The sequence below is a fragment of the Stieleria varia genome, assembly GCF_038443385.1.
In the GTDB taxonomy this organism is placed as follows: domain Bacteria; phylum Planctomycetota; class Planctomycetia; order Pirellulales; family Pirellulaceae; genus Stieleria; species Stieleria varia.
Map to the genome: position 1 here is coordinate 4,943,834 of NZ_CP151726.1, position 16,445 is coordinate 4,960,278.

At 55.8% G+C, this 16,445-nt stretch carries 9 protein-coding genes; 4 read left to right on the top strand and 5 right to left on the bottom strand.

Features of this window, described 5'->3' with window-relative positions; translation table 11 throughout:
• Positions 1 to 45 precede the first annotated feature (45 nt).
• The 3 genes from Pla52nx_RS16645 to Pla52nx_RS16655 all read left to right on the top strand — a co-directional run bounded on the left by Pla52nx_RS16645 (position 46) and on the right by Pla52nx_RS16655 (position 5,133).
• Positions 46 to 408 carry a 2Fe-2S iron-sulfur cluster-binding protein gene (locus tag Pla52nx_RS16645; RefSeq protein ID WP_146522579.1) on the top strand — a complete coding sequence of 121 codons (363 nt, stop codon included), beginning with the start codon at positions 46 to 48 and terminating at the stop codon, positions 406 to 408.
• 400 nt (positions 409 to 808) lie between these two features.
• Complete coding sequence (locus Pla52nx_RS16650; RefSeq protein WP_146522578.1) at positions 809 to 2,794, top strand: thioredoxin domain-containing protein; 1,986 nt, start codon at positions 809 to 811, stop codon at positions 2,792 to 2,794.
• Positions 2,795 to 2,844: 50 nt separating this feature from the next.
• On the top strand, positions 2,845 to 5,133 hold the full coding sequence (locus tag Pla52nx_RS16655) for an alpha/beta hydrolase family protein (protein WP_146522577.1): 2,289 nt from the start codon (positions 2,845 to 2,847) through the stop codon (positions 5,131 to 5,133).
• 1,110 nt (positions 5,134 to 6,243) lie between these two features.
• Here the strand turns inward: Pla52nx_RS16655 and Pla52nx_RS16660 are convergent.
• The 5 genes from Pla52nx_RS16660 to Pla52nx_RS16680 all read right to left on the bottom strand — a co-directional run bounded on the left by Pla52nx_RS16660 (position 6,244) and on the right by Pla52nx_RS16680 (position 15,741).
• Positions 6,244 to 6,609 (bottom strand): DoxX family protein, encoded by a 366-nt coding sequence (locus tag Pla52nx_RS16660; protein ID WP_146522576.1) that lies wholly within the window; start codon positions 6,607 to 6,609, stop codon positions 6,244 to 6,246.
• A 123-nt stretch (positions 6,610 to 6,732) separates the two neighbouring features.
• Positions 6,733 to 7,203 carry a DUF1579 domain-containing protein gene (locus tag Pla52nx_RS16665; RefSeq protein WP_146522575.1) on the bottom strand — a complete coding sequence of 157 codons (471 nt, stop codon included), beginning with the start codon at positions 7,201 to 7,203 and terminating at the stop codon, positions 6,733 to 6,735.
• A 317-nt stretch (positions 7,204 to 7,520) separates the two neighbouring features.
• Entirely contained in the window at positions 7,521 to 10,181 is a 2,661-nt protein-coding gene (locus Pla52nx_RS16670; RefSeq protein WP_146522574.1) for a hypothetical protein, read from the bottom strand.
• Positions 10,182 to 12,053: 1,872 nt separating this feature from the next.
• Positions 12,054 to 13,505, bottom strand: a complete 1,452-nt coding sequence (locus Pla52nx_RS16675; protein ID WP_342190172.1) for an IS1380 family transposase — start codon at positions 13,503 to 13,505, stop codon at positions 12,054 to 12,056.
• 541 nt (positions 13,506 to 14,046) lie between these two features.
• Entirely contained in the window at positions 14,047 to 15,741 is a 1,695-nt protein-coding gene (locus tag Pla52nx_RS16680; RefSeq protein WP_342190173.1) for a S41 family peptidase, read from the bottom strand.
• Between the two features lie 204 nt (positions 15,742 to 15,945).
• Here Pla52nx_RS16680 and Pla52nx_RS16685 point away from each other — a divergent pair, with 204 nt between their 5' ends.
• Positions 15,946 to 16,146 carry a hypothetical protein gene (locus tag Pla52nx_RS16685; protein WP_146519077.1) on the top strand — a complete coding sequence of 67 codons (201 nt, stop codon included), beginning with the start codon at positions 15,946 to 15,948 and terminating at the stop codon, positions 16,144 to 16,146.
• Positions 16,147 to 16,445: the final 299 nt, after the last annotated feature.

Below are 16,445 nucleotides of genomic sequence, written 5' to 3' on the forward strand. Positions count from 1 at the left end.
TGCCAAATGGACTGATCATTCCCCTCAAATCATGAAGTTTTCAAGATGCCGAAGTTGACCGTAGAAGGTGTTGGTGAATTCGAAGTTGCTGCCGGAAAACGACTTGTCAAGGCCCTCACCGAGGACGCCGGAACCGACCAATTGCACGCCTGCGGAGGCGTTTCACGCTGTACCACTTGCCGAGTGAAGTTCCATTCCGGGGAGCCGGACAAGATCACCGAGGCCGAAAAAGAAACCCTGAGGGTCCGGGAAGTCACCGAGAAAGGAGTGCGATTGAGCTGCCAAATCGCTTGCGAGGCAGACATGCACGTCGAGCTGATCAGCCGCTTCGAGGGTTCCGGCCGCAAGGACGCAGGCTCCCCCGTCGCCGACGAAATCGAGCCCACACCCGTCTGGACCGAAAAGTAGCGAACACCGCCGGTCCACTACAAGAAAGCTCCTGCCACCCACCTAGCCCGGATTATTTACGCGACTCAATACGGTCATCGCAACACGTTTGCGTAAAACGGCTTGCGCGGATTGGCAGAAAAACAGTCTGCGCAGATCAGCCGCCACGCGATCGCGTCCGGTTCTCACGCCTATGCTCGGGAACCGGACGCTATCGCGTGCCGGCTGATGAATAATCCGGGCTAGCGCCCGAGGCTCACTGGGGCCACCAGCTGCGCCGGGAGAGGTGACAGAAATTTGCGGAGCGCCATAGTGCCACAACCCCTCGTTTCACCCCCATCTAACCAACGCGGACCATCTCGAGCGGATACAATGAAGCGCCCTCCCCGCCAGCCCATTTTCTCCCACTCCCGGTGCGCGAGTGAATTCATCCCGCCTCTGTTTGTCGCTGCTTCTCTGCTTGATTTCCCTCGGTTGGTGTTCGCCTCTGGAACGCATTTTCGCCGAAGAGCCAACCCAGCCTGCACGGCCCACCAATCGACTCGCCGCTGAGTCCAGTCCTTACCTGCTACAACACGCTCACAATCCGGTCGACTGGTATCCGTGGGGCGACGAAGCGTTCGCGAAAGCAAAACGCGAAAACAAGATGGTGTTCTTGTCCGTCGGCTATGCGGCATGTCATTGGTGTCACGTGATGGAACGCGAGACGTTTGAGGACGCTGAGATCGCAGCGTTTCTCAACGAGCACTTTGTGTGCATCAAAGTCGATCGCGAAGAACGGCCCGATGTCGACCAGATCTACATGACGGCGGTGCAAATGATCTCGGGCAGTGGCGGTTGGCCAATGTCCGTCTTCTTGCTGCCCGATGCGAAACCGTTTTGGGGAGGAACGTACTTCCCAGCCCGAACAGGTGACCGTGGCCAAGCCACCGGATTCTTGAGCATCATCCGGCAGATCAACGAGGCTTGGAAAAGCCAGCCGGACACCGTTTCCAAACAAGCAGAGCATGTGACCTCTGCCATCCAAGCCCAACAGGCACTCGAATCAAAAGAGGAAAGAAGCAAGCGACCTGCGTTGCAGCCATCTTGGGTCGACGCGGTCGCGAGAGAGCTGGCAAGACAGTTTGACGAGGATCACGGAGGCTTTGGCTACTCGGAAACCAATCCCAATCAACCAAAGTTTCCCGAGCCATCCAACTTGATCTACCTATTGCATCGCGCTAAGCAACAGGGACTCGACGAAGTTGAGCGTGAGCGCGCCCGGACCATGTTGACCGCCACACTCGACGGCATGATCGCCGGGGCGATGTTCGACCATATCGGCGGCGGATTTCACCGTTACAGTGTCGATCGCTATTGGATGATTCCGCACTTTGAGAAAATGCTGTACGACAACGCCCAATTGGCATCGGTGTTTGCTCAAGCCTACCAACTCACTGAAAACCCCGAATACCGACTGATCGCCGAGCGAACTTGCCAATTCGTGATCGATGAACTGACGGCACCCGGCGGCGGATTCTATAGCTCGCTGGACGCCGATAGCGAAGGAGTAGAGGGCAAGTTCTATCGATGGACCAAGGAAGAGCTGGACGAGGCGGCAAACGAAATTGACGGCTACGCTACTTTTGCGAAAACGTACCGATTGGATCAGCCACCGACATTCGAAGAAGAGTTCTTTGTTCCGCATCCTGGAAAGCCGCTCGCTGAGATCGCGGGCGAAACCGGCAAGACTTTTCCGGAGCTTGTGGCCTCATTGGAAGCCTCTCGCAAGCGGTTGTTGGAGGTGCGGGCAAAACGCAAACGACCGCCAACAGACACCAAGATCCTGACGGCATGGAACGGACTGATGATTGCAGGGCTTGCCGACGCAGGCCGTTTGCTCGATCGCCCCGACTTCATCGATGCCGCGATTGCGTCAGCAGACTTTATCCAGTCCAACCTCGTCGATGAAAACGGACGATTGTTGCGAACCCACGCCGGCGGCGCAGCCAAACTGAATGGCTACATCGACGACTATGCGTTTTATGTGTCCGGATTACTCGCGCTCTATCAAGCGACCGAAAACCCCAAGTGGCTCGCCGCCGCCGAGCAATGGAATGACAAGTTGCTAGAGTTGTTTTGGGACGAAGCCGACCATGGATTCTTCTTCACCACGCACGACCATCCAACGTTGATCGTCCGCGTCAAAGATTCCGTGGACAGCGCCGTCCCATCGGGCGTCGGCGTGACGCTGCAGAATCTCGCGGACTTGGTTCGTCTCACCGAAGACAAGGGCAAACCAAAGCTTTATGTAGAACGCATCCTGCAGACGCTCTCGTCACTCACACCGTACTTCCAACGCGCCCCCGCATCGGTCCCCCGGGCCGCCACCGTGCTGGCCCAAAGTACGTCAGCCTTTCCAGGCTGACATACCCTGTAAGACCGGTTGGACTTCACGTTTTCCCGGAATTCGTCCCAATGAAAGCCTCCATCTACAACCTTCTTCGCGTACTCGTTGTCTCATGTCTGGCTTTCGCAGCATCAGCAAATTTGACCGCGGACGAGCCAGCGGCAACGAGGCCTTTGCAGAATTTGCCGGAGGAACCCGCAGCCGAGATGGTTGCCGGCATCGATCGTTTTCTGCTGCAACAACTTGCTCTCACCGGTCAACAACGCGACAAACATTGGCAGGAACGGCGACAGTGGGATGAGAACCGCCAATTCCTGATCCAACAACTCGGTCTTGAGCCCCAACGCTATTCGCCGACAACGGGATTTCTTCATGAAGATTCCCCCGTTCACTCCGGTGATACGTTCACGGCCACACATGTTCGTTGGCCTGTGCTCGGGCACCCCGCTCCACAGGCCGCCGACGCCGTCGGGATGTGGGGGGAAGCGATTCATTTGCGACCGCATGCCCCAGCGGGCAGGCTGACGATTGTGATGCCCGACGCGGACGAGCTGCCCGAAAGTTGGCTGTTCCCGCTGGAGGTCGAATCAGACGACGATCAGCATGCATGGCAAAATCGCCGCGTCTACCTACAAACGCTCGCGCAAAGCGGAACCGACGTGATCATCGTCGCCACCGTCAACCGCGGCCTACATCAGCACAACTCGGCAACGATGACCCGTCGTGAATACCTGCACCGCGCAGCGTTCGAACTCGGACGTACGCTGACGGGCTACGAGATTCAAACCATCCAATCGCTTTTGGATCGATTCGCCGACTATCAGCACAAGTCTGTTTACGCGGCAGGCGAAAGCATCAATGCTGCTTTGATGGCAACCGCAATCGACTCTCGCGTCGATTCACTTACCGTGGAAGGTCTGATCGGCACGCGAGCCAATGTTTGGAGCGAGCCGATCAGTCGTCAAATCTTCGGTCTGCACAACCGCTTCGACAACGCTCACTTGTTGGCATTGATTGCACCACGAAAGGTAACCGTGATCGAGGCGCGTAACTATTCGATTGAGCTACCCGGTGGCGGCGGAGCACCCGCGACCTGGCAATCTCCAGACCGGGCCGAGTATGAGGCACAACTGGTGGTCTTACGAGAAGTATGCAAGCGAGAAGGTCTGACATTGTCTTCTTGGTTCAACTCGTTACCCGATGACGCTCATTTAATGCCCCATCGCAACTCAGCGATCCAGCTCGCGAAGTCATCAAACGTGAACACAATTCTGGCACAAGCAAGCCGCCGCAGCGATCGCCTATTCGACACCATCGACGCATACAATCAACTGCTGCTGACGGAGTCCGAGTATGAACGCGAGGGATACCTGAATATCGGATTACAACGCAATGACCACGAAACCAATGTCGTCGACGCAAGTTCCATCGCGGCGTATCAAGACTCCATCGAGCCTTTCCGCGACGATTTTCGCGAGAACGTGATCGGCTGGTACGACGAACCACTGCTCGCCCCGGATCCCCGTTCAACGGTTGCCTTTCAGGGTGAGAGCTGGACGGCTCACCATGTGATGCTGGATGTCTTTCCCGACGTGTTCGCGTACGGCATTCTGCTGTTGCCAAACGATATCCAGCCGACGGACTCACGTCCCGTCGTGGTTTGCCAACATGGACTCGAAGGTCGCCCGGAGGACACGATCCGGGGTGACCATCGCGCCTATCACGATTACGCAGCCAAGCTTGCTGACATGGGATACGTGGTCTTTGCACCCCAGAATCCATACATCGGACAAGACAAATTTCGAACGCTGCAGCGAAAATCGTATCCGATGGGCAAGACGTTGTTCTCTGTCATCGGTGCACAGCATCAGCAGATACTGGGCTGGCTGAAGACCGTGCCGGGAGTGAACGCGGACAAGATCGCGTTCTATGGTTTGTCATACGGTGGTAAATCTGCCATGCGTCTCCCCGCGTTGTTGCCCGATTACTGTTTGTCCATCTGCTCAGCGGACTTCAACGACTGGGTTTGGAAAAACGCGTCCTCACGTTCGCGATACAGCTACATCGGAACGGGCGAGTACGAAATCTTTGAATTCGGCTTGGGCAAGAAGTTCAACTACGCCGAGATGGCTGCCTTGATCGCCCCAAGACCTTTCATGGTCGAACGGGGCCACCACGACGGCGTCGCACCAGACGATCGAGTGGCCAAGGAGTTTGCCAAGGTTCGCTACCTCTACGAAGCACGATTGCAACTTGCCGACCGATGCGAGATCGAATGGTTCAACGGCCCCCACACGATCAACGGCCAAGGAACCTTTCAGTTCCTAGAGAAACATCTCGGCAAAGCGAAAGACTAGTGCGGTGTCACATCTAAGAAATAGGGTTACCGTGGACTGCTCAAAGTTTGGCATTGACATTGTTTTTCAGTGCATGTTTTTGTTTCATGCGTCGCAATCAAAGTGAGCCTCAGGCGCTAGCCGTGGGCCGGCACCACAATCCGCCTCAGGCCCACAACTAGCGCCTGAGGCTCACTGGGGCCACCAGCTGCGCCGGCAGTAGGGATAATCCTGAGCTGAACAAAACTTGGCGTTGACATTGTTTTTTCAGTCCATGTTTTTGTTTCATGCGTCGCAATCAAAGTGAGCCTCAGGCGCTAGCCGTGGGCCGGCACCACAATCCGCCTCAGGCCCACGGCTAGCGCCTGAGGCTCACTGGGGGCCACCAGCTGCGCCGGCAGTAGGGATAATCCTGGGCTGAACAAAACTTGGCGTTGACATTGTTTTTCAGTCCATGTTTTTGCTTCATGCGTCGCAATCAAAGTGAGCCTCAGGCGCTAGCCGTGGGCCGGCACCACAATCCGCCTCAGGCCCACGGCTAGCGCCTGAGGCTCACTGGGGCCACCAGCTGCGCCGGCAGTAGGGATAATCCTGGGCTGAACAAAACTTGGCGTTGACATTGTTTTTCAGTTCATGTTTTTGTTTCATGCATCGCAATCAAAGTGAGCCTCAGGCGCTAGCCGTGGGCCGGCACCACAATCCGCCTCAGGCCCACGGCTAGCGCCTGAGGCTCACTGGGGCCACCAGCTGCGCCGGCAGTAGGGATAATCCTGGGCTGAACAAAACTTGGCGTTGACATTGTTTTTCAGTCCATGTTTTTGCTTCATGCGTCGCAATCAAAGTGAGCCTCAGGCGCTAGCCGTGGGCCGGCACCACAATCCGCCTCAGGCCCACGGCTAGCGCCCACGGCTAGCGCCTGAGGTTCACTGGGGGCCACCAGCTGCGCCGGCAGTAGGGGCATAAACTTGCGCAAACCCAAAAAGAAACAACACCAAACTTTGAGCAGTCCAGCGGTACCGGTGGCGAAAGTCGTCAAGACTTTCGGCAATTTGCACGTTGCCGAAACTCTTGACGAGTTTTGCTACCCCCAAACTGATTGCCGGACGACGCACTAGACGATAATGTCGCTGCTCACGCCTGCTTGCCGAACGCCAGTCGAAAAACAGCGGGGCTACGAAGTCCCAGTGCGATCCATGCGAGAACGCCGATGATAATCGGGAAATAGAATGGGTCGCCGACGCGAATGTGCGTTGCGGTGGCTCCTCCCAGATAGGCCGCCAACAGGATTGCAGCGACAAACGCTGTTTGTGGGATCAGGAATAGAATCGCAATGGCCACTTCGACCACTCCGATCCAGAACATGACGTCTTCCGTCCAGCCCAACTTTGCAAACATCTCCGCCTTGCCTTCCCATTGCGTGAACTTTCCCATCGCGCTGGCCACGATCAGAAACACGGCAATCAAAACGCTCAACACCCATCCGGCTATCTTCGGCATCGTTATTCCTTTGATTCAATGGTCACGTGAATCAACACTTGCGATAGTAAATCTCGAAGAATGAAACGGGACAGCCATTCGATAGGATCGATGGATTCGCCAAGTCATTCTGTGGTTCATTTGTCATGCTCGGGTGTGACTGCCAAGCATGAATCGCTTCCACTCACCCGAGTCCGTCTGTATCTCGCTGATGAACAACCAGGTATCGGCGTCGATGGTCTCGATCGTGTCGCGATACTTGCCCAGACCGCTGCCATCGAACTTGGGGCCTTCCGAATAGAGCGGCAACCGATTGCCCGCCGGATCGAGGACACCATGATAGGGCCAAATATTCGCCATCATGGACCCGATGAATGTTCCGACATACTGATTCTGTGTCGGATCAAAGCCTAGAGTCATGATGGACGACCACTGCCCGTCCGGCGAATCCCCACTGCTTTCGCAGATCAACCACAATCCGCCAAGCGACCGGCAATTCATCAGCCCTTGAGCAGACGTCTTGCTGCCGTCCGGCATTTCGCACTCGTGCTCAAATTTCCACTGTCCGACCAATCGGTCGAGCCAGACGTGTTCCTGTTGTGGTTTCGAAAACATTTTTCAACTCCGATACGGATAGAATGGCAATGAATGCCCGTTTTGCGTCACTTCTGTACATGGTCGATCCAACCAAGCCAGAATCGACAACCTCTTCCATGAAGTCAGCCATTCTTGCAAAGAAGTGCCCCGTCAGGAAGAAACGATCCAGTGGTTTGTCAGCACTAAGGATTCGGGTTCTTTAAAGCGAGCGTATTGAGCTACCGTTTCCCCCTCCCTCGCATTCGCCTAAACGGCTCTGCTCGACCTCCCCCAAGTTCCTTGGGGGAGGTGACACATGCAACAAAAACATTGACAAAACAACAGACCATCGTCAGTCACTCTTGGCCGACATCTACCGTTTTGAGCACCGTGTACATGCTTGAAGAATTGAGTTCGAGTGTGTCGCCGCGGAGGGTGGTTCCTTTGTCAACAGGGTAACCGTTGGCGTCGGTCAGGTGCACCGTATACGGTCGGTTTCCTTTGAACCGCACTCGACCGTCGATTTGCCGGACGTTGATCGGCAGGCTGCCCGTGTTTTGAATCGTCCCGGACGTGGATTGGAATCCGTACATCTTTTCTTCACTGAATGCTTGGATGAGTATTCTGCGCGACTGTGATAGGGGCGTGCCGTCGAGGCTGATCACATGAATGGTCCCGTACTGCATCTCCGATTCGATCTGTATGTCCGCGAGCTCAATCGAGCCTGCCTTGGACAGAAAACCTGTCACCGCCTGACTGCACGGTGTGTTCACCGTCAACCAACCGTCGTGATAGTTCCAGTTCAGCTCCCCGGTGATGCTCTTGATAAGACCCGATTCTCGGTCAATGAAGCGACTGATGTCTAACTCAGCTGGCTGGGCGTTGGGAGAAAACGAACGTTCGACTCGGCCGACAAACGGAGTCAAGGGATCAAAACTTTGCAGCGTCGCTTGGGAATCGGATGCCGGCTGATCGGAAGTCCGGAAGTCGGCATTTCGACCTTCGATGATGTGCGTCCCACGCAACGACATCACGTCATCGTCATTGGAAACAAGCCTACGTACCGGAGCCGACTGTGCCACGTCACCCCGCCGGTATTGCAACGCTGCCGCGGGTGATTGACCGATCTCGCCCGGCATCATCCATGTCCACTTGCCGTTGCCCGTGTTTTCCCACTTGCCATCGGCCGCCGCAAACCACACGTAGCCGTCCACTCCTTGCAGGGCCGCATAGCTTGCAGTGAGTAGATTCCCGTCGGCGATGAAGCGGTTCGGTTTGTTCCAGGCGATCTCGCTGTGCAGATGCGGACGACCGGCCGTTTGCCAATAACTGATCGGAACATTCTCTGGATTCAACAAGGCACTGGCATCTTCGTACCGTTGCCCTTCTCGGACGGAATACCCCGACGCGTCGCCCTCATGTCGGGCTCCGAAATACCCGTGCTTGTCGACCACATCGGTTGCCATATAAGTCCATCGTTCGATGCCGCCCAAGACTGCATTGTCGGCCGTCGTCCAGTTGCTTGCGGACATCAATGACTTACAACCGACGTCTCGCATGTGCTTGGCAGTCGCAGCGTAGTAGTCTCGCTGCAGCGTCGCGAGAAACGCAATCTGATCCGTCATGCGTCGACGCTTGCCATCGCTGCTCCTCATGCCCTCGCGGGTCATGTTCCAAGCATCAAGCACAGCCACGCGTCCCTGGGCAGCATTGTCCCGTGGATGCGTTTCAGGCCGCCACACTTTGAGTGCGGATTCGATGCTGCCATACTTTGTGTTTAGGTACTTCGCAAACTGAGTCTCGAGAGTCTTTAGTGGGCCAGGCCCGAGATTCTCGGCACTGAAGGTCCAGAAGAACAAGCTGTCTTCATTGATGATTTCGATGCAAGCGATCGCGGGTTCGTCGGACAATCGCCGCCCATCGACTGGAGTGGACAGGATCTGTGTGACCCATTCACGCGTCATCGATTGCATCTTAGGTTCGAAGTACGGTAGCGCGAACGGATGCTTTCCGATCGCGCTGCCATTGATCTGGTCCGATGGTTTTAACTTCATCCACAGAGGAAAGTAGAATGAGATGTGCGAGTAGATTCCTTCTCGCTTGAAAGCATTCACCACATGGTGCAGTCTTTTTAGTTTGTCGCGATCAATGCGAGATGCATCATCACCTGTTCGGTCGAACAACGCACCATGGATCCGAACGAGGTTGATGCCAAACTTTGCCCAACGTCGCGCCGTCATGCGAATCGTTGCGTCATCGGCTTTCAGCAGCTCATGGCCGGTGTTGATGCCCCAGAAACGCACCGGCGCGCCGCTGCCGAGCAAAAACTGTTCACCGTTTGATTTTATAAACCCGTCTTGTCCTGCCGATTTCTCGTTGAGGAAACGCAAGTCGACCAATGCGTTGGAGTCAAACGGATCTGGATCGGGTTCGAACGCCCACCACCCCGATTCAGCGAGCCCCAGTTTCTGCCCAGGCTGTAACGTTCCTGACGGTTCGAATTCCGACTGGGTCAACAGAAAACAGTCGATCCCACCGTGATGGTTGTTGTTGCTTTCCATGCGAAACTCAATCGTCGACTTTCCTGCTAAGAGCTTGAGCGAACCCACTCGAACCCAGCCGACAAATCGGAGATCTGGCTTTCCATCATTGGCAATGTTCACCACATCAACAGCAGAATGCGTATCGATCGCGTTCCATCCGGATTGATTGATCTGATAAGACAAACGGGAGGCAATCGGATTGGTTCGCACCCAGAATGAATAGTCGCCCGGTTCAGTGACATCGATTTCATAGCCGACCGTGCCGATGCCACTGGCGTCAAAGTGACTCGCCCAGTTCTTGCCTGATAGCAGATCTTTCTTCACCGCATCGCTGTACCAGGAATGCGGTTTCAGCTGCTGAGTCTGGCTATTTTCGCCTTCGATCCAGATGTCATCGGCAACGACCGGTGAACCGAACTGGACCAAGCAAAGGGCTGAGCTCAATACGATGGAAAAGATGGCTAAGCGGAACATGTGGGAACACTCATTGGCTCAAAAAACTCTGTCTTGGTTGTTAAACTCGAGCTGAATGATAATCCCTTGTGTATCGCATATGTTCCTTCCACAAGAGGGCCGAGCCAACGTAGATTTCTGCCGGGCTAATCCTGGGCTGAACTAAACTTGGCGTTGACATTGTTTTTTCAGTCCATGTTTTTGTTCCATGCATCGCAATCAAAGTGAGCCTCAGGCGCTAGCCGTGGGCCGGCACCACAATCCGCCTCAGGCCCACGGCTAGCGCCTGAGGCTCACTGGGGCCACCAGCTGCGCCGGCAGTAGGGCTAATCCTGGGCTGAACTAAACTTGGCGTTGACATTGTTTTTTCAGTCCATGTTTTTGTTCCATGCATCGCAATCAAAGTGAGCCTCAGGCGCTAGCCGTGGGCCGGCACCACAATCCGCCTCAGGCCCACGGCTAGCGCCTGAGGCTCACTGGGGCCACCAGCTGCGCCGGCAGTAGGGCTAATCCTGGGCTGATCAAAACTTGGCGTTGACATTGTTTTTTCAGTCCATGTTTTTGTTCCATGCATCGCAATCAAAGTGAGCCTCAGGCGCTAGCCGTGGGCCGGCACCACAATCCGCCTCAGGCCCACGGCTAGCGCCTGAGGCTCACTGGGGGCCACCAGCTGCGCCGGCAGTAGGGATAATCCTGGGCTGAACAAAACTTGGCGTTGACATTGTTATTCAGTTCATGTTTTTGTTTCATGCATCGCAATCAAAGTGAGCCTCAGGCGCTAGCCGTGGGCCGGCACCACAATCCGCCTCAGGCCCACGGCTAGCGCCTGAGGCTCACTGGGGCCACCAGCTGCGCCGGCAGTAGGGCTAATCCTGGGCTGATCAAAACTTGGCGTTGACATTGTTTTTTCAGTCCATGTTTTTGTTCCATGCATCGCAATCAAAGTGAGCCTCAGGCGCTAGCCGTGGGCCGGCACCACAATCCGCCTCAGGCCCACGGCTAGCGCCTGAGGCTCACTGGGGGCCACCAGCTGCGCCGGCAGTAGGGATAATCCTGGGCTGTACTAAACTTGGCGTTGACATTGTTTTTCAGTTCATGTTTTTGTTTCATGCGTCGCAATCAAAGTGAGCCTCAGGCGCTAGCCGTGGGCCGGCACCACAATCCGCCTCAGGCCCACGGCTAGCGCCTGAGGCTCACTGGGGCCACCAGCTGCGCCGGCAGTAGGGATAATCCTGGGCTGAACAAAACTTGGCGTTGACATTGTTTTTCAGTTCATGTTTTTGTTTCATGCGTCGCAATCAAAGTGAGCCTCAGGCGCTAGCCGTGGGCCGGCACCACAATCCGCCTCAGGCCCACGGCTAGCGCCTGAGGCTCACTGGGGGCCACCAGCTGCGTCGGCAGTAGGGATAATCCTGGGCTGAACAAAACTTGGCGTTGACATTGTTTTTCAGTTCATGTTTTTGTTTCATGCGTCGCAATCAAAGTGAGCCTCAGGCGCTAGCCGTGGGCCGGCACCACAATCCGCCTCAGGCCCACGGCTAGCGCCTGAGGCTCACTGGGGGCCACCAGCTGCGCCGGCAGTAGGGATAATCCTGGGCTGATCAAAACTTGGCGTTGACATTGTTTTCCAGTTCATGTTTTTGTTTCATGCGTCGCAATCAAAGTGAGCCTCAGGCGCTAGCCGTGGGCCGGCACCACAATCCGCCTCAGGCCCACGGCTAGTCCGGATATTGCATCCATCGGTTATTGACGCGGGGTTGCGAGTTCGATACGTCCGCTTTTGGGAAATGATTTGATTTTGATGGGGGCTTTCGCAGCGCCGCGCAGAAGGCCCCCCCTCCCCCAAGCGAATGATTCGCTTCGTGGTTGCGTTTTCCTCGAGGGTTGCCGCCCTTAGTCGCTTCGGCAAAGACGCGCCATGACTTCGTTAAAGAGACTCGCGCTAGGGCAGTGAGTCGGAAGGTGAAAAATCACTCGCCGACAAGTCACGCGCACTCGCGCGGCAATCTTGAACAGACGCAAGCGGATCGTATCCACACGCATCCGAGCATGTGTAGTGCCCTGAAGTGCCAACCGGCGGATTCCGTCGACCAACACATACGCCAACGACGACAGAATCAAACGAAACTGATTGGCCATGAAGTCTGTGCAGCTGGTTCGATCGGCAAACAAACACATCTGTTGTTCCTTGATCCGATTCTCCATTTCACAACGCTGACAATAACGTTCTCGATAGAAATCCTTCGGGTTCCAAGCAACACTGCAGATCGTTCCAGGATCGAGGATTTGTCGAACCTGTTTGCCGTCCACGCGAGGGCGATGATAAGTCGGCTCGACGATCCCTTGGGCACTGGGCAGGTTTGTCACGACGAAACGCGGGTTGGCTCCCTTGTCGCCGTGCTCCGCCTTGCCGAGAACCCAGCGATGACGGTCCCATGTTTCCTGAGTGCGATAACGGAACCACTTGAAAAGCGTTCGCGTGGATTTAAATTTCAAATGCTCAAGTCGAGCACGGGTCATTTCGCAGGCAATATTGCGGATCAAGACGTTGTTCTTGGGCAATCCGAAGACATAGTAGACGTCGTTTTTATCGCACCAACGCATGAGTCTTTCATCAGAATATCCGCCATCGCCACGTAAAATGATTTTCGTCTCCGGCCATCGCGAACGAATCTTTTGAACCAGCAGTTTGGTCACCGCGCGAGCGTGATGGGCTGCGCCAAAACTGCTGGGACGTAAGTAGGCGACAAGCAACTGATAGCCACAGAACACGTACAGCGGCAGAAAACAGTGGCCGTCGTAGAATCCATTGAAGTAGTTTTTGTCTTGATTGCCGTGCGTCGGATCATCTGTGGCATCATAGTCCAAGGTGATTTCTTCGGGCGGTTTCTCGTAGCTGTCCAGAAAGGTGTTTACGATTTCTTCGTGGATAGCCAGCATCGCTTTGCGATCGACACGATTTTCGAAACGTGAATGCGTTGACGGACTGGCCAAAGGAACGTGTTCGTCGCTGTCATAGTCATTCTGTGCAGGCGTGCGTCCGGCAGCGACTTGAAAGGCTGCATCATGCCGCAAGTGGGCGTGATCGTTGCCGTCCTCGTAGCCTGCCGCAATTCCAAAGATACGACTGGTCAGGATCTCGGCCTGCGGATGTGCGGTGTAGATAGGATCGCGTGGATCGGCAATACAAGCGTCGACTCGGCGGATCAGGCCGAGTCGTTGATCGACTTCGCGAAGCAGTAGCAATCCGGCGTCGGACGTGAGCGTTCCGCCATCAAAATCAAACTCGACAGCTTGGCGACGGAGGCGTTTCAGTGCAGCTCGTTTTCGATTACGCTTTGTCATTGCCGAGAGCCTTGGGCTTGGGATGTGTGAAGTGTTGTAACTCCAATGCATACCAGGACTAAGGCTCTTGCGCTATAGGGGGAAACAAATTTTCGGATGCAATATCCGGGCTAGCGCCTGAGGCTCACTGGGGCCACCAGCTTCGTCGGCAGTAGGGATAATCCTGGGCTGAACAAAACTTGGCGTTGACATTGTTTTTCAGTTCATGTTTTTGTTTCATGCGTCGCAATCAAAGTGAGCCTCAGGCGCTAGCCGTGGGCCGGCACCACAATCCGCCTCAGGCCCACGGCTAGCGCCTGAGGCTCACTGGGGGCCACCAGCTGCGCCGGCAGTAGGGCTAATCCTGGGCTGAACTAAACTTGGCGTTGACAGGGATTTTGGTTTTGCAAGTTTTGTTCCGCGAAGCTCCTTCCGTCGAGCTTGTCTCGGCGGAGGAAACAACTGACGGCTACCTTCGCACGCCAACAGAATTTGCCCACCGTCCGCGAATCGCCGAAGGCGACTCACGGGCGGTGGGCAGGTGATCGAGCGACAGTGGCCTTCACTCGCCGGTGCGTTGACTGATCTGTGCGCTACTGCTCGCGAGCGATTCGATCGCTCGTTGCAGAACCACGTCTTCCTTGTCCGTCAGGATGCGTCCTGATTGGTCCGGTCGAGCCGCGATGTAGGTTTCCTGATCGGGGTCGTTTTCCACTGCGATCGTCGGCAACACGCCGTTGAGACTGATCTCACGCCCCTTGGGCGAGTAGAACTTCGCCGTCGTCAGGCACAGCCCAAATTTAGCCGACTGCATGCGAAAGATACCTTGTACGCTGCCTTTGCCGTAGCTGCGCTGACCCACGATGCTGCCACGAGCACTGTCGGCGATGGCACCGGCAAAGATCTCACTGGCACTGGCGCTGTCGCCGTCGATCAGAACCGCCAGGGGAACGCTCCAGGTGTTTGCACGGTGTGCGACGTAGTCATAGTTCTCTCTCGCATTACGTCCGCGAGTGGTCACGATGCGACCGTTGTCGAGAAAGCGGTCTGCAACTTCGACGGCTGCCGACAACAGACCGCCGGGGTTGCCACGCACGTCCAACACAAGAGCTCGCATGCCTTGACGGTGCAGCTCCCACAACGCCCGTTCGACGTCGCGAGTGGTGGTCTTTTGAAAGTTGGTCAGTCGCAAGTATCCGATGCGTGTGACCGGATCAACAAGGTGAACGTTCTCCACACAAGGAACTTCCACGCGGCGACGCTCAACGGACAATTCGCGAGGACGACCGTTGCGGTCCACCACCGTCAAGGAAACTTCGCTGTGCTCGGGGCCACGCAGCAGATCAGCCGCAACATCGGGATTGGTTTGTTTGGTGTGAGCGGTTTCGACGCGAATGATCTTTTCGCCCGCCATGATGCCTGCTTCTGCGGCCGGTCCACCGGGGATCACCGACAGGATTTGCAACGCGTCAGAGCTCGTTTTCAATTCGATTCCGAGACCGACAAAGTTTCCTTCGATGTTCGAGAACATTTCATCGAGTTGGTCGCCCGACAACAAACGGGTGTAGGGATCCAGAGTCGACACCGCGCCACTGACGTACTCCAAGATCACCGCCGTGGGACTGAGCCCGATTTCGGCGTTTGCCATTTCGGCGACCAGTGCAACCGTGCCACGAAGATCATAACGGTTGTTCGATGGACGTTGCGAGATGCGTTGGTGGATACCCAAGCGGAACTCTTCCACGGCTTCACGAGCAACGTCGCTGTCGAGGCTCAGTTGGTTGTCGATAAACTTCTGCTGCGTCAATGCGATCTCAAGTGCTGCGGTGCCATGCAACAAGATTCGTGGCAATTGCGTCGTTTCGACGTAGTGCGTTTCCAAGTTGGCGAGGATCTCGGAGTAAAGATCCAACGCTTCTGCGGCGCTAAGCGTCTTGGTTGCTTCCAAGAAGCTTTGATCGACATAGCGACGGTTGACATCGTAATGCAGTCGGCTGATCACCAACCGTTGATACAGCGTGCGGCTCTCTGGAAAATCACGCGAGGCTTTCTCGTAGTGGCGGATCGCTTCGTTCCACTTACGCGCCGACTCCAAAGCCAACCCGGCGTCGATCGCCCGCTGCTCTTTGGAAAGCTCGATCGGGGTCGCCTGTGAGATCACGGGCGACTTGGTGAGCTGACCATCGGTTGACGAATCAAACGCCGGCGGTTGGATCGTGATGGGCGGTTGCGCACTTGCTCGATTGTCTGCCCCCATGGAAGACAAACAGAGCGTACAGAGTGCTAGACCAGCCCAAACCCGTGCGAATCGCGACATGCGTGAAATGTCCATCGAGTGTCTTGGGGAGGGAGTCCGCGGAGCCAACTGAGGAGGCTTCGACACGCGGCCGCATCTGACACTCGAGTACGTGCGGCCACGGGAATATAGGTCACAAAAGATGCCCGGTCAAAAAACCGCGCGATGAGCAACCCAGTCAGACCGAACAACCCGCACGACCTCGCAAAATGCGAATCAATTGTGCCGGATGCTCTTCTCGCTCCGCCCATTGGTGCCGTCAAGGAGCTGAATTTGATCAAGAAAAAATCTGATTTGTTGATCCCAATCCAGCATGGCAACGTGGTTGAGCTGTGCTCATCACCGCCGCGCCTCCCTGAGCGTTGACGCTCGGAGTTCCCGAGCGCCCTGGCCTCGCCGGAAATCCTCCGGCAAGCCAACGATACGCAGTGTCCCCAGCAAAGAAAACGGTTGTGTCGGGGAAATTGCCAGGATTGTTGTTGCGGGTCTCTGCAGTCTCTGCACATCCGCCGCCACGCGATAGCGTCCGGCCGCATGGTTGCGTTATCAAACACTGGGAGGTGACATCCGCTTGGATACGTTGAGCTGTTGCGTCTTTTTGGGTTTGCGCAAGTTTATGTCCCTACTGCCGACGCAACTGGTCGCCCCAGTGAGCCTCAGGCGCT

Bases quoted from the DNA above. Each gene is read 5' to 3' on its own strand.
- Pla52nx_RS16645 (WP_146522579.1), top strand. From the start codon at position 46: ATGCCGAAGTTGACCGTAGAAGGTGTTGGTGAATTCGAAGTTGCTGCC.
- Pla52nx_RS16660 (WP_146522576.1), bottom strand. From the start codon at position 6,609: ATGCCGAAGATAGCCGGATGGGTGTTGAGCGTTTTGATTGCCGTGTTT.
- Pla52nx_RS16685 (WP_146519077.1), top strand. From the start codon at position 15,946: ATGAGCAACCCAGTCAGACCGAACAACCCGCACGACCTCGCAAAATGC.
- Pla52nx_RS16675 (WP_342190172.1), bottom strand. From the start codon at position 13,505: ATGACAAAGCGTAATCGAAAACGAGCTGCACTGAAACGCCTCCGTCGC.
- Pla52nx_RS16655 (WP_146522577.1), top strand. From the start codon at position 2,845: ATGAAAGCCTCCATCTACAACCTTCTTCGCGTACTCGTTGTCTCATGT.
- Pla52nx_RS16680 (WP_342190173.1), bottom strand. From the start codon at position 15,741: ATGGGGGCAGACAATCGAGCAAGTGCGCAACCGCCCATCACGATCCAA.
- Pla52nx_RS16665 (WP_146522575.1), bottom strand. From the start codon at position 7,203: ATGTTTTCGAAACCACAACAGGAACACGTCTGGCTCGACCGATTGGTC.
- Pla52nx_RS16670 (WP_146522574.1), bottom strand. From the start codon at position 10,181: ATGTTCCGCTTAGCCATCTTTTCCATCGTATTGAGCTCAGCCCTTTGC.